11 protein-coding genes are annotated in these 12,219 nt (G+C 62.7%); 10 read left to right on the forward strand and 1 reads right to left on the reverse strand.

The window, feature by feature from the left end; all coding sequences use genetic code 11:
• The first annotated feature begins 2 nt into the window (after positions 1-2).
• From murD to lpxC, 9 genes are all read left to right on the forward strand, one after another.
• Positions 3-1,349, forward strand: coding sequence for a UDP-N-acetylmuramoyl-L-alanine--D-glutamate ligase (gene murD / locus DNK06_RS04480; RefSeq protein WP_131178832.1), 1,347 nt, complete (start codon positions 3-5; stop codon positions 1,347-1,349).
• Positions 1,346-2,575: a putative lipid II flippase FtsW gene (ftsW, locus tag DNK06_RS04485; RefSeq protein ID WP_423228045.1), complete on the forward strand. Its 1,230-nt coding sequence runs from the start codon at positions 1,346-1,348 to the stop codon at positions 2,573-2,575. The genes murD and ftsW overlap by 4 nt, the downstream gene beginning before the upstream one ends.
• Positions 2,565-3,635 (forward strand): undecaprenyldiphospho-muramoylpentapeptide beta-N-acetylglucosaminyltransferase, encoded by a 1,071-nt coding sequence (murG, locus tag DNK06_RS04490; protein ID WP_131178834.1) that lies wholly within the window; start codon positions 2,565-2,567, stop codon positions 3,633-3,635. Before ftsW ends, murG begins: the two co-directional genes overlap by 11 nt.
• A gap of 34 nt (positions 3,636-3,669) precedes the next feature.
• On the forward strand, positions 3,670-5,076 hold the full coding sequence (gene murC / locus DNK06_RS04495; RefSeq protein WP_242674621.1) for a UDP-N-acetylmuramate--L-alanine ligase: 1,407 nt from the start codon (positions 3,670-3,672) through the stop codon (positions 5,074-5,076).
• On the forward strand, positions 5,073-6,023 hold the full coding sequence (locus tag DNK06_RS04500; protein WP_131178836.1) for a D-alanine--D-alanine ligase: 951 nt from the start codon (positions 5,073-5,075) through the stop codon (positions 6,021-6,023). Before murC ends, DNK06_RS04500 begins: the two co-directional genes overlap by 4 nt.
• 2 nt (positions 6,024-6,025) lie before the next feature.
• Positions 6,026-6,883: a cell division protein FtsQ/DivIB gene (locus tag DNK06_RS04505; protein ID WP_131178837.1), complete on the forward strand. Its 858-nt coding sequence runs from the start codon at positions 6,026-6,028 to the stop codon at positions 6,881-6,883.
• A gap of 22 nt (positions 6,884-6,905) precedes the next feature.
• Positions 6,906-8,153 (forward strand): cell division protein FtsA, encoded by a 1,248-nt coding sequence (gene ftsA, locus DNK06_RS04510; protein ID WP_131178838.1) that lies wholly within the window; start codon positions 6,906-6,908, stop codon positions 8,151-8,153.
• A 78-nt stretch (positions 8,154-8,231) separates the two neighbouring features.
• Positions 8,232-9,422 (forward strand): cell division protein FtsZ, encoded by a 1,191-nt coding sequence (ftsZ, locus tag DNK06_RS04515; protein WP_131178839.1) that lies wholly within the window; start codon positions 8,232-8,234, stop codon positions 9,420-9,422.
• A gap of 112 nt (positions 9,423-9,534) precedes the next feature.
• Positions 9,535-10,446: a UDP-3-O-acyl-N-acetylglucosamine deacetylase gene (lpxC, locus tag DNK06_RS04520; RefSeq protein WP_131178840.1), complete on the forward strand. Its 912-nt coding sequence runs from the start codon at positions 9,535-9,537 to the stop codon at positions 10,444-10,446.
• Between the two features lie 251 nt (positions 10,447-10,697).
• Here the strand turns inward: lpxC and DNK06_RS04525 are convergent, their stop codons facing one another.
• Positions 10,698-11,156 carry a DciA family protein gene (locus tag DNK06_RS04525; protein ID WP_131178841.1) on the reverse strand — a complete coding sequence of 153 codons (459 nt, stop codon included), beginning with the start codon at positions 11,154-11,156 and terminating at the stop codon, positions 10,698-10,700.
• An 86-nt stretch (positions 11,157-11,242) separates the two neighbouring features.
• Here DNK06_RS04525 and DNK06_RS04530 point away from each other — a divergent pair, with 86 nt between their 5' ends.
• The gene (locus DNK06_RS04530; protein WP_131178842.1) at positions 11,243-12,169 is read left to right on the forward strand and encodes a M23 family metallopeptidase; all 927 of its coding nucleotides are present in this window, start codon (positions 11,243-11,245) and stop codon (positions 12,167-12,169) included.
• Positions 12,170-12,219: the final 50 nt, after the last annotated feature.

Raw genomic sequence — 12,219 nt, forward strand, 5'->3', positions numbered from 1 at the left:
GAATGAGCCTGATCGCTTCCGACCAATTCCGCATCGTTGTCGGCCTCGGCAAGAGCGGCATGTCCCTGGTGCGCTACCTCGCGCGCCAGGGTGTGCGCTTTGCCGTGGTCGATACCCGTGCCAATCCGCCGGAGCTGAGCACCTTGCGTGAACAGTTCCCGCAGGTCGAAGTGCGTTGTGGCGAACTGGACGTGGAATTCCTCGGGCGGGCCAGCGAGCTGCTGATCAGCCCCGGCCTGGCCGTGGCGACCCCGGCGTTGCAGGAAGCAGCAAAACGTGGCGCCAAACTGTCCGGCGACATCGACCTGTTCGCCCGCGCAGCGAAGGCGCCGATCATCGCCATCACCGGTTCCAACGCCAAGAGCACAGTGACCACCCTGGTCGGCGAGATGGCCGCAGCGGCTGGTCGCAAGGTTGCCGTGGGCGGCAACCTCGGCACGCCGGCGCTGGATCTGCTCGCCGATGACGTCGAGCTGTACGTGATCGAACTGTCCAGCTTCCAGCTGGAAACCACCGAGCTGCTCAACGCTGAAGTGGCGACCTGCCTGAACGTCAGCGAAGACCATATGGATCGCTACGCCGACCTGCCGGCCTATCACTTGGCCAAGCATCGCGTATTCCGCGGCGCCCGCCAGGTAGTAGTGAACCGTGACGACCCGCTGTCGCGGCCGATGATCGCCGACCAGGTTCCATGCTGGAGCTTCGGCCTCGGTAAACCGGACTTCAAGCGTTTCGGCTTGCTCGAGGAAAACGGCGAGAAGTACCTGGCCTACCAGTTCGAGGTACTGCTGCCGGTGCGTGAGCTGAAAATCCGCGGCGCGCACAACCAGTCCAACGCGCTGGCGGCGCTGGCGCTCGGCCATGCCGTGGGCCTGCCGATGGCGGCCATGCTCGACACCCTCAAGGGCTTCACCGGTCTGCCGCACCGTTGCCAGTGGGTCGGCGAGCGCGCGGGCGTGAGCTACTACGACGACTCCAAAGCCACCAACGTGGGTGCAGCCCTGGCTGCCATCGAAGGTCTGGGCGATGACATCGCCGGCAAGCTGGTGCTGATCGCTGGCGGCGATGGCAAAGGCGCCGATTTCTCCAGCCTGCGCAAACCGGTGGCCGCCCATTGCCGCGCCGTGATTTTGCTTGGCCGTGATGCCGACAGGCTGACGGCAGTGCTGGAGGGCGCGGTCGAGATCGTTCGTGTCGACAGTCTGCAAGCCGCTGTCGAGCAGGCCGCGCGCATCGCTCAAGACGGTGACGCCGTGCTGTTGTCGCCGGCCTGCGCCAGCCTCGATATGTTCAAGAACTTCGAAGAACGCGGGCGCCTGTTCGCCCAGGCCGTGGAGGCGCTCGTCTGATGCTGTCCTTCCTGCGCCCGTATCCGTCTCCGTTGTTCAGCCGTCGTGGCCTGGACATGGATTTCCCCATGCTCGCCGGCTGCCTGGCGCTGCTCGGCCTCGGGCTGGTGATGATCTCCTCGGCATCCACCGAAGTGGCGGCGGTCAACACCGGCAGCCCGCTGTACTACATGATCCGCCACTTGGTGTATCTGGTGATCGGCCTGGGCGCCGCTGGCGTGGTGCTGATGATCCCGCTGGCCACCTGGCAGCGCCACAGCTGGTTGCTGCTGCTGGTCGCGATTGCGCTGCTGGTGATGGTGCTGGTACCGGGCATTGGCCGCGAAGTGAACGGCGCACGGCGCTGGATCGGTTTCGGCGCGTTCAACATTCAGCCCTCGGAGATCGCCAAGGTCTTCGTGGTGCTCTACCTCGCCGGCTATCTGGTGCGTCGCCAGGAAGAAGTGCGCGAGAGCTGGGCCGGCTTTTTCAAACCGTTCGTGGTGTTGTTGCCGATGGCCTTCCTGCTGCTGCTGGAGCCGGACTTCGGTGCCACGGTCGTGATGATGGGCGCGGCGATGGCCATGCTGTTCCTCGGCGGCGTCGGCCTGCTGCGCTTCGGCCTGATGGTGGCTCTGGCCGTGGGCGCGGTATTCGTGCTGGTGCAGACTCAGGAATACCGCCTGCAGCGCCTGATCACCTTCACCGATCCGTGGGCCGACCAGTATGGCTCCGGCTATCAGCTGACCCAGGCGCTGATCGCCTTCGGTCGCGGCGAGTGGCTGGGCGTGGGCCTGGGCAACAGTATCCAGAAGCAGTTCTACCTGCCGGAAGCGCATACCGACTTCGTATTCTCCGTGCTGGCCGAGGAGCTTGGTCTGGTCGGCGCGCTGCTGACCGTGGGGCTGTTCGTTTTCGTCAGCGTACGAGCCTTGTACATCGGCCTGTGGGCGGAGCGCGCCAAGCAGTTCTTCTCCGCTTATGTGGCCTTCGGTCTGGCGTTCCTGTGGATTGGTCAGTTCCTGATCAACATTGGTGTGAACATCGGCCTGTTGCCGACCAAAGGTCTGACCCTGCCATTCCTCAGCTACGGCGGCAGCTCCCTGGTGATCTGCTGCGTCAGCCTGGCACTGCTGCTGCGCATCGAGTGGGAGTCGCGCAATCAACTGGGTAGCGAAGACGTCGAGTTCGACGAGTCGGACTTCCCCGAGCCCGCTATCGGCAGGGAGGCGCATCATGGCCGGTAACGTGCTGATCATGGCGGGCGGCACCGGGGGGCATGTGTTCCCGGCCCTGGCCTGCGCGCGTGAATTCCAGGCCCGCGGCTACCGCGTGCACTGGCTGGGCACGCCGCGCGGTATCGAGAACGAGCTGGTGCCGGCTGCCGGCCTGCCGCTGCATCTGATCAACGTCAGTGGGTTGCGCGGCAAAGGCAAGCTGTCGCTGCTCAAGGCGCCGCTGCAACTGCTCAAGGCGCTGTTCCAGGCCCGCAAGGTGGTGCGTGAGCTGCAGCCGGTCTGTGTGCTCGGTATGGGTGGCTACGTGACCGGCCCGGGCGGCCTGGCTGCCCGCCTGGCTGGCGTGCCGCTGATCATTCATGAGCAGAATGCCGTGGCCGGTACCGCCAATCGCAGCCTGGTGGCATTCGCCAGCCGGGTCTGCGAGGCTTTCCCGGACACCTTCGCCGCGTCGGACAAGCGTCGTACCACCGGCAACCCGGTGCGCGAGGAACTGTTCCTGGAAACGCCCCGCGATTCCTTGACCGGTCGTCGCCCGCGTCTACTGATTCTGGGCGGCAGCCTGGGTGCCGAGCCGCTGAATAAACTGTTGCCCGAGGCGCTGGCGCAGGTATCTGCCGAACTGCGGCCGGAAGTCTTCCACCAGGCGGGCAAGCAACACGCCACGGTTACCGGCGAACGTTACACCGCTGCGGGCGTCGAAGCGCAAGTCGCGCCTTTTATCAGCGATATGGCCCGTGCCTATGCCTGGGCCGATCTGGTGGTCTGCCGCTCCGGCGCGCTGACCGTCAGCGAACTGGCTGCCGCCGGTCTGCCGGCTTTCCTGGTGCCGTTGCCCCACGCGATCGACGACCACCAGACGCGTAATGCCAGCTATCTCGCGAAGGACGGTGCTGCCGTTCTTCTGCCACAACGCTCCACTGACGCTGCCGATCTGGCAGCGCAGCTGACCGAGGTCTTGATGCACCCCGAACGACTCAAAGAAATGGCCAGCACGGCACGTCGCCTGGCCAAGCCCGATGCCACCCGTAGCGTTGTCGATGTTTGTCTGGAGGTGGCCCGTGGCTAAGTCTCCCGCAGCGGTCAAGGCAGAAGTGCGGCGCATGCGCCGTATCCGCCGTATTCATTTCGTCGGCATCGGCGGCGCCGGAATGTGCGGCATCGCTGAAGTGCTGCTCAACCTCGGTTACGAAGTTTCCGGTTCCGACCTGAAGACGTCGCCCGTCACCGAGCGTCTGGAAAACTTCGGTGCCCACATCTTCATCGGCCACCGTGCCGAGAACGCCGAAAACGCCGACGTGCTGGTGGTTTCCAGCGCCATCAATACCTCCAACCCGGAAGTTGCCACAGCGTTGGAGCGCCGTATTCCGGTGGTGCCGCGTGCCGAGATGCTCGCCGAGCTGATGCGCTACCGTCATGGCATCGCCGTGGCCGGTACCCATGGCAAGACCACCACCACCAGCCTGCTGGCGTCGGTGTTCGCCGCTGGTGGCCTGGATCCGACCTTCGTGATCGGCGGCCGCCTGAACGCTGCCGGCACCAATGCACAGCTCGGCACCAGCCGTTACCTGATCGCCGAGGCTGACGAGAGCGACGCCAGCTTCCTGCACCTGCAGCCCATGGTTTCGGTGGTCACCAACATCGACATGGATCACATGAGCACCTATGAGGGCGACTTCAACAAACTGAAGAAGACCTTCATCGAATTCCTCCACAACCTGCCGTTCTATGGCCTGGCAGTGGTGTGCGTGGATGATCCGGTGGTGCGCGAGATCCTCTCTCAGGTGGGTCGCCCGACGGTGACCTACGGGTTCAGCGAAGACGCCGACGTGCGTGCCATCAACGTTCGCCAGCAGGGCATGCAGACGTTCTTCACGGTTCTGCGCCCGGACTGCGAGCCCCTCGACGTGTCGGTGAACATGCCGGGCAACCACAACGTGCTCAACGCCCTGGCGACCATCTGCATCGCCACCGACGAAGGCATCAGCGACGAGGCCATCGTGCAGGGACTGTCGCAGTTCCAGGGCGTCGGTCGCCGCTTCCAGGTCTACGGCGAGCTGCCGGTCGAAGGTGGCGAAGTGATGCTGGTCGACGATTACGGCCACCACCCGCGTGAAGTCGCGGCAGTGATCAAGGCCGTGCGTGGCGGCTGGCCGGAGCGCCGTCTGGTGATGGTCTACCAGCCGCACCGCTTCAGCCGTACCCGTGACTTGTACGACGATTTCGTCCAGGTACTGGCCGATGCAAACGTGCTGCTGCTGATGGAGGTCTATCCGGCTGGCGAAGAGCCGATTCCCGGAGCCGACAGTCGTCAGCTGTGCCACAGCATCCGCCAGCGCGGTCAGCTGGATCCCATTTATGTCGAACGTGGTGCCGAACTGGCGCCGCTGATCAAGCCGCTGCTGCGTGCCGGCGACATCCTGCTTTGCCAGGGTGCCGGCGACATCGGCGGGGTTGCCCCACAACTGCTGCAAAGCCCGCTGTTCAGCGTGCAAGGTCAAGGGAAATGAGTGCCGAAACCCTGAAATCCAAACTGCCGGCCTCGGCGTTCGGCCGCGTCGCCGTGCTGTTCGGTGGCAAGAGTGCCGAGCGCGAGGTCTCGCTGAAATCCGGCAATGCCGTGCTGTCTGCACTGCAGAGCGCTGGCGTGGATGCCTTCGGCATCGATGTGGGTGATGATTTCCTCGAGCGCCTGCTCAGCGAGAAGATCGATCGTGCCTTCATCGTATTGCATGGTCGTGGTGGCGAAGACGGCAGCATGCAGGGCCTGCTCGAATGCGCCGGTGTTCCCTACACCGGTAGCGGCATTCTGGCCTCGGCCCTGGCCATGGACAAACTGCGCACCAAACAGGTGTGGCAGAGCCTGGGGCTGTCCACGCCGCGTCATGCCATGCTGGCCAGCGCCGACGACTGCCGTCGTGCCGCTGCCGAACTGGGCTTCCCGCTGATCGTCAAGCCGGCCCATGAAGGTTCCAGCATCGGCATGGCCAAGGTCGCCGATGTCGAGGCGCTGATCGCTGCCTGGCAGGATGCTGCCGTCTACGACAGCCAGGTACTGGTCGAACAGTGGATCCACGGCCCCGAGTTCACCATCGCCATGTTGCGCGGCGAAGTACTGCCGCCAATCGCTCTGGGCACGCCGCACAGTTTCTACGACTACGACGCCAAGTACCTGGCCGATGACACCCAGTACCGCATTCCCTGTGGCCTCGATGTCGACAAGGAAGCCGAACTCAAGGCGCTGACCGCCAAGGCCTGCGAGGCCGTGGGCACGCAGGGCTGGGCGCGTGCCGACGTGATGCAGGATGCCGAAGGGCGGTTCTGGCTGCTCGAAGTGAACACCGTGCCGGGCATGACCGATCACAGTCTGGTGCCGATGGCGGCGCAGGCCGCTGGCCTGGATTTCCAACAACTGGTGTTGGCGATTCTTGCCGATAGCGTCGAGGCCCGGGGGTAATCATGAGCACCGTCTTGCGTCATCAGCCAGGTTCAGCCCGCGCGCCCATGCGCAGCAAGGCTGTGCCCCGCGGCGCCAGCCGTCTGGTGGCGAAGGATCCTATAAGCCTGCGCTTGCCGCGGCCCAATTTCAGCCTGCTCAAGCGCATCACCTGGCCGGTTTTGTTGCTGGTGCTGGGTTTCGCTGCCTATGAGTTGTCGCTGCGCCTGCTGCCTTACGCGGATCGGCCGATTGCCAAGATCAGCGTCGAAGGCGACCTGAGCTACATCAGCCAGCAATCGGTGCAACGGCGCATTGAACCTTTCGTCAGTGCGAGCTTCTTCAGTGTCGACCTTGTGGGAATGCGCCACGAACTGGAGCGGATGCCCTGGATCGCCCATGCCGAAGTACGTCGTGTATGGCCGGATCAGGTGATGGTGCGTCTGGAGGAGCAGTTGCCGATCGCTCGCTGGGGTGACGAAGCGCTGCTCAACAACCAGGGCCAGGCATTCGCGCCGAAGGAGTTGGCGCACTACGAGAATCTGCCGCAGCTGTATGGGCCGAAGCGAGCGCAGCAGCAAGTGATGCAGCAGTACCAGGTGTTGAGCCAGATGCTGCGACCAATGGGATTCACCGTGGCACGCCTGGAGTTGCGTGAGCGCGGCAGCTGGTTCCTGTCCACCGGGCAGGGCATCGAAGTGCTGCTGGGACGCGACCATCTGGTGGAAAAAATACGTCGTTTCGGCGCCATCTACAGCAAGGCGCTGAAGGATCAGAAAGACAATATCGCGCGGATCGATCTGCGCTACGCCAATGGCCTTGCCGTTGCGTGGCACGAGCCGCCAGCGTCCGTAGCGGTCGAAACCGCTGCGGCGCAATGAATCAGGAGAGAAGGCAAGAGTCATGGCAAACGTGCAGAGCGGCAAGATGATCGTTGGTCTCGACATTGGCACCTCCAAGGTGGTGGCGCTGGTGGGCGAAGTGACCGCTGATGGTCAGCTGGAAATCGTCGGTATCGGTACCCATCCGTCGCGCGGCCTGAAGAAGGGCGTGGTGGTCAATATCGAGTCCACGGTGGCCTCGATCCAGCGTGCGGTCGAAGAGGCCCAACTGATGGCGGGTTGCCGTATCCACTCGGCGTTCGTCGGCGTGGCGGGCAATCACATCCGTAGCCTCAACAGCCACGGCATTGTCGCCATCCGCGACCGTGAGGTCAGCAGCGCCGACCTGGAGCGTGTGCTCGACGCCGCCCAGGCCGTGGCCATTCCGGCCGACCAGCGCGTGCTGCATACCTTGCCGCAGGATTACGTGATCGATAACCAGGAAGGTGTCCGTGAGCCCCTGGGCATGTCCGGCGTGCGCCTGGAAGCCAAGGTGCACGTGGTGACCTGTGCAGTGAACGCGGCGCAGAACATCGAGAAGTGCGTACGCCGCTGCGGTCTGGAAGTCGACGACATCATCCTCGAGCAGCTCGCTTCCGCGTATGCGGTGCTGACCGACGACGAGAAGGAACTGGGTGTGTGCCTGGTCGACATCGGTGGTGGCACCACCGACATCTGCATCTTTACCGAAGGTGCGATCCGCCACACCGCGGTGATCCCGATCGCCGGCGACCAGGTCACCAACGACATCGCCATGGCGTTGCGTACCCCGACCCAGTACGCCGAGGAGATCAAGATCCGTTACGCCTGCGCCCTGGCCAAGCTGGCTGGCGCTGGCGAAACCATCAAGGTACCGAGCGTGGGCGACCGTCCGCCGCGCGACCTGTCGCGCCAGTCCCTGGCCGAAGTGGTCGAGCCGCGTTACGACGAACTGTTCACCCTGATCCAGGCCGAGCTGCGTCGCAGCGGCTACGAAGACCTGATCCCGGCGGGCATCGTGCTCACCGGTGGCACGGCGAAGATGGAAGGCGCGATCGAACTGGCCGAAGAAATCTTCCATATGCCGGTGCGCCTCGGCGTGCCCCATAGCGTCAAGGGGCTCAGTGATGTGGTGCGCAATCCCATTTATTCGACGGGCGTTGGCCTGTTGATGTACGGGCTGCGCAAGCAGTCCGACGACATCCCGATGCCCGGAAACGGTGGCTACGGCGATGAAACGAAAACCCCGGTGCTGGAGCGGCTCAAACGCTGGATCCAGGGCAATTTCTAATGTTGGGCGGCGCGTGCACGGGCGTGTGCGGCGTCATCAGCAGTAGGCGTTAAAACTAGAAAGTACAGGAGAGATACCATGTTTGAACTCGTAGACAACCTTCCGCAAAGCGCGGTCATCAAGGTAATCGGTGTCGGTGGTGGTGGTGGCAACGCCGTCAATCACATGGCCAAGAGCAACATCGAAGGCGTCGAATTCATTTGCGCCAACACGGATGCCCAGGCACTCAAGAACATCGGTGCACGCACCGTGCTGCAACTCGGCACAGGTGTGACCAAGGGGCTGGGCGCTGGCGCCAACCCGGAAGTCGGCCGTCAGGCGGCTCTGGAAGATCGTGAGCGTATCGCCGAAGTGCTGCAGGGCTGCGACATGGTCTTCATCACCACGGGCATGGGTGGCGGTACCGGTACCGGTGCTGCGCCGGTGATCGCCGAAGTGGCCAAGGAAATGGGCATCCTGACCGTTGCGGTCGTGACCCGTCCGTTCCCGTTCGAGGGCCGCAAGCGCATGCAGATCGCCGATGAAGGCATCCGTGCGCTGCAGGAAAGCGTCGATTCGCTGATCACCATCCCCAACGAAAAACTGCTGACCATCCTCGGCAAAGACGCCAGCCTGCTGTCCGCCTTTTCCAAGGCAGATGACGTGCTGTCCGGCGCCGTACGTGGCATCTCCGACATCATCAAGCGTCCTGGCATGATCAACGTCGACTTCGCCGACGTGAAAACCGTGATGAGCGAAATGGGCATGGCAATGATGGGCACCGGCTGCGCCAGCGGTCCCAACCGTGCTCGCGAAGCCACCGAGGCGGCCATCCGCAATCCGTTGCTGGAAGACGTCAACCTGCAAGGCGCTCGCGGCATCCTGGTGAATATCACCGCAGGCCCTGATCTGTCCCTGGGTGAATACTCCGATGTGGGTAACATCATCGAACAGTTCGCTTCCGAGCACGCTACCGTCAAGGTGGGTACCGTCATCGATCCGGACATGCGCGACGAGCTGCACGTGACCGTTGTCGCTACCGGTCTGGGGGCGCGCATCGAGAAGCCGGTCAAGGTCGTCGACAACACCGTTCAGGTCGCTGCCGCTCAGCCCACCGCACCCGTAGCTGCCCCGGTTCGCAGCGAGCAGAACGTCAACTACAAGGATTACGAGCGCCCGACCGTACAGCGTCAGAGCCATGGTGGCGCAGCCACTGCGGCGAAGATGAATCCTCAGGATGACCTGGATTATCTGGACATTCCGGCGTTTCTGCGTCGTCAGGCAGATTGATGAAATCTATCAGGAGTATAAGGGCGATTGGTGTTCAGCAAAGGTTGGTTCTGCTATTATCGCCAGCCTTTGTTGAAAACAATTCGCACCTAGCGCTATAGCGGCCAGAGCAATGATCAGACAACGCACCCTGAAGAACATCATCCGCGCCACGGGTATCGGCCTGCACTCCGGGGAAAAGGTTTACCTGACCCTGAAGCCGGCTCCGGTGGATACCGGCATCGTGTTCCGTCGCACCGACCTCAACCCCGTAGTAGAGGTTGTCGGTTACGCCCTGAACGTCGGTGAAACCACCATGTCGACCACGTTGGTCAATGGTGATGTCAAGGTGGATACGGTAGAGCACCTGCTTTCGGCCATGGCCGGTCTGGGCATCGATAACGCCTATGTCGAGCTCTCTGCATGTGAAGTGCCGATCATGGATGGCAGTGCTGGACCCTTCGTTTTCCTGATTCAGTCGGCTGGTCTGCAAGAGCAGGACGCCCCCAAGAAGTTCATCCGCATCACCCGTGAAGTGACCGTGACGGACGGCGACAAGCGCGCCACCTTCGTCCCGTTCGAAGGCTTCAAGGTGAGCTTCGAGATCGACTTCGACCACCCGGTGTTTCACGACCGTACCAAGACCGCGAGTGTGGATTTCTCCAGCACTTCGTTCGTCAAGGAAGTCAGCCGTGCGCGCACCTTCGGCTTCATGCGCGACATCGAGTTCCTGCGTTCGCAGAACCTGGCACTTGGCGGCAGCGTGGACAACGCCATCGTGGTGGACGAATTCCGTGTACTCAACGAAGACGGCCTGCGTTACGAGGACGAATTCGTCAGGCACAAGATTCTCGATGCGATTGGTGACCTTTATCTGCTCGGCAACAGCCTGATCGGTGAATTCCGCGGCTACAAATCCGGCCACGGCCTGAACAATCGCCTGCTGCGCGCCTTGATCGCACAGCCGGACGCTTGGGAAGTGGTCACTTTCGAAGACGCCGATGCTGCACCGATTTCCTACATGCGCCCGGTTGCGGCGGTGTAAGACACTCTCCTTGCTTTATCTTCAAGGCCACCTCCGGGTGGCCTTTTTTTGTTGCCTGCCATCCCTGGCAGCAACCCTACGGGCCGTCGCGGAGCGACGTCAAAAATTGCTCCCGGCCATTTTTTGTGCCCGTGTTTTTGCTCACGCATGGGCGCTGCCGGGCAGCATTCAGCGCAGCCAAGAGGCACTGGAGCAGGAGGGTCGACGTTCTTCGTCTGCCACCGATTGGGCCGGTAACAGCTTGACCCGTTTTACGAATCGCTACGTCGGCGATGGCTGGCCAGGCGCTCCAGGGCCTCACGCAGGCGCGGATCGCTGACGCCATCAGCGGTTGCCTGAATGCTGTCTGCGGCGCTGTCGGAAAGTTCGAAAGGGCGACCGGGTTCACGCCTTTCGGTACTGGGAGGTTGCACCTTGAAGAGAATTTTCGTTAAGGTCGCGAACGTTTCGAGCGCTTGCAACTGCCTCTGCAGGCGTCGCTGTTGATAGCGCAACCGGGTGGCCCAGTGGCCGTCGGTGACGATTAGAAGTAGACAGCCTTCTCGCCAGGACGCCACGTGGCAATGTTCCCGTGCGGCTGGTTGCAGTTGGCTTTCCAGCAACTGCTGCAGGTGATCGATCCGCTGAGCCTGATTGAACAGGGCTTTCAGTGGCTTCGCCTCGCGCAGCAGTGCGGCGGGAGCCTTGGCCGGCAAAGGACGAAAACTCATGGCGGGAAGCCTGCGACTTTTGGAACCGTCATGTTAGCAGAACCTTGCTGACCACTTCTGGTTCCTCTTTTTTACATGGGGATGTCATGCACATCATTTTGCTCAGTCGACGCCACGGCGCCGCGCGCTCGCTCAGTCTCGATCTGCGTTGGCTGGTGCTTGCCCTGGCGCTGCTGATCGCTGTCGCAGTCGGCGGTGGCGCTGCGGTGGGCGCCTGGCTGGCACCGAATGCAGCGGGCATACCGGAAAGCATCGAGGTCACTCAGGCGCTGGATGCCCAGCGTGACGAAGTCGGCGCGGTACGTATCAATGCCCAGCGTCAGCTGGATGCCTTCGCTGCACACGTCGCCGAGTTGCAGGCTCGACTGACCCGGCTCGATGCATTGGGTGAGCGGCTTACCGAACTGGCGGAGCTGGATGCCAGTGAATTCGACTTCTCTCTAAGCGTCGGCCAGGGTGGTCCCGAAGAACTCCTCGGTGGCGCCGCCTATGCACCGCCGCCATTCATGAGCACGCTGGATGAGCTGGCGCTGCGCATGGACAGCCGAGAACAGCAGCTTGAAGTGCTGGAACAACTGCTGGCGGATCGTCGTATCGACGAGGCCGTGATGCTGTCCGGGCATCCGGTGTTGCAGGGTTATATATCTTCGCCGTTCGGCCGTCGTGTCGATCCGCTGACCGGTCGTATCAGCGTGCACAAGGGTGTGGATTTTGCCGCCAAGGGGGGCAGTGACGTGGTCGCTGTTGGCGCAGGCGTGGTGACTTTCGCCGGCCGCCGTAACGGTTATGGCAACACCGTGGAAATCAGTCACGCCGATGGTTATGTGACCTTGTACGCCCACAATCGCGACAACCGCGTGCAGGTCGGTGATCTGGTGCAACGTGGTCAGACCATCGCGACGGTGGGCAGCACCGGGCGTTCGACCGGCAATCATGTTCATTTCGAAGTCAGCCGTAATGGGCAACTGATCAATCCGCACAGTTACATTGCGCGAGTCAGCGACGGGGAATGAGCAGACCGTAGCGGTCGGCCTCATGCATCGACCAATGGCCCTGTGCCAAT

Source organism: Phytopseudomonas daroniae (assembly GCF_004327285.1).
GTDB classification, from domain to species: Bacteria; Pseudomonadota; Gammaproteobacteria; order Pseudomonadales; family Pseudomonadaceae; genus Aquipseudomonas; species Aquipseudomonas daroniae.

Excerpts from the sequence above, each read along its gene's own strand:
- murD (WP_131178832.1), top strand. The coding sequence starts at position 3 with ATGAGCCTGATCGCTTCCGACCAATTCCGCATCGTTGTCGGCCTCGGC.
- ftsZ (WP_131178839.1), top strand. The coding sequence starts at position 8,232 with ATGTTTGAACTCGTAGACAACCTTCCGCAAAGCGCGGTCATCAAGGTA.
- DNK06_RS04500 (WP_131178836.1), top strand. The coding sequence starts at position 5,073 with ATGAGTGCCGAAACCCTGAAATCCAAACTGCCGGCCTCGGCGTTCGGC.
- murC (WP_242674621.1), top strand. The coding sequence starts at position 3,670 with ATGCGCCGTATCCGCCGTATTCATTTCGTCGGCATCGGCGGCGCCGGA.
- DNK06_RS04525 (WP_131178841.1), bottom strand. The coding sequence starts at position 11,156 with ATGAGTTTTCGTCCTTTGCCGGCCAAGGCTCCCGCCGCACTGCTGCGC.
- DNK06_RS04505 (WP_131178837.1), top strand. The coding sequence starts at position 6,026 with ATGAGCACCGTCTTGCGTCATCAGCCAGGTTCAGCCCGCGCGCCCATG.
- ftsA (WP_131178838.1), top strand. The coding sequence starts at position 6,906 with ATGGCAAACGTGCAGAGCGGCAAGATGATCGTTGGTCTCGACATTGGC.
- DNK06_RS04530 (WP_131178842.1), top strand. The coding sequence starts at position 11,243 with ATGCACATCATTTTGCTCAGTCGACGCCACGGCGCCGCGCGCTCGCTC.
- lpxC (WP_131178840.1), top strand. The coding sequence starts at position 9,535 with ATGATCAGACAACGCACCCTGAAGAACATCATCCGCGCCACGGGTATC.
- murG (WP_131178834.1), top strand. The coding sequence starts at position 2,565 with ATGGCCGGTAACGTGCTGATCATGGCGGGCGGCACCGGGGGGCATGTG.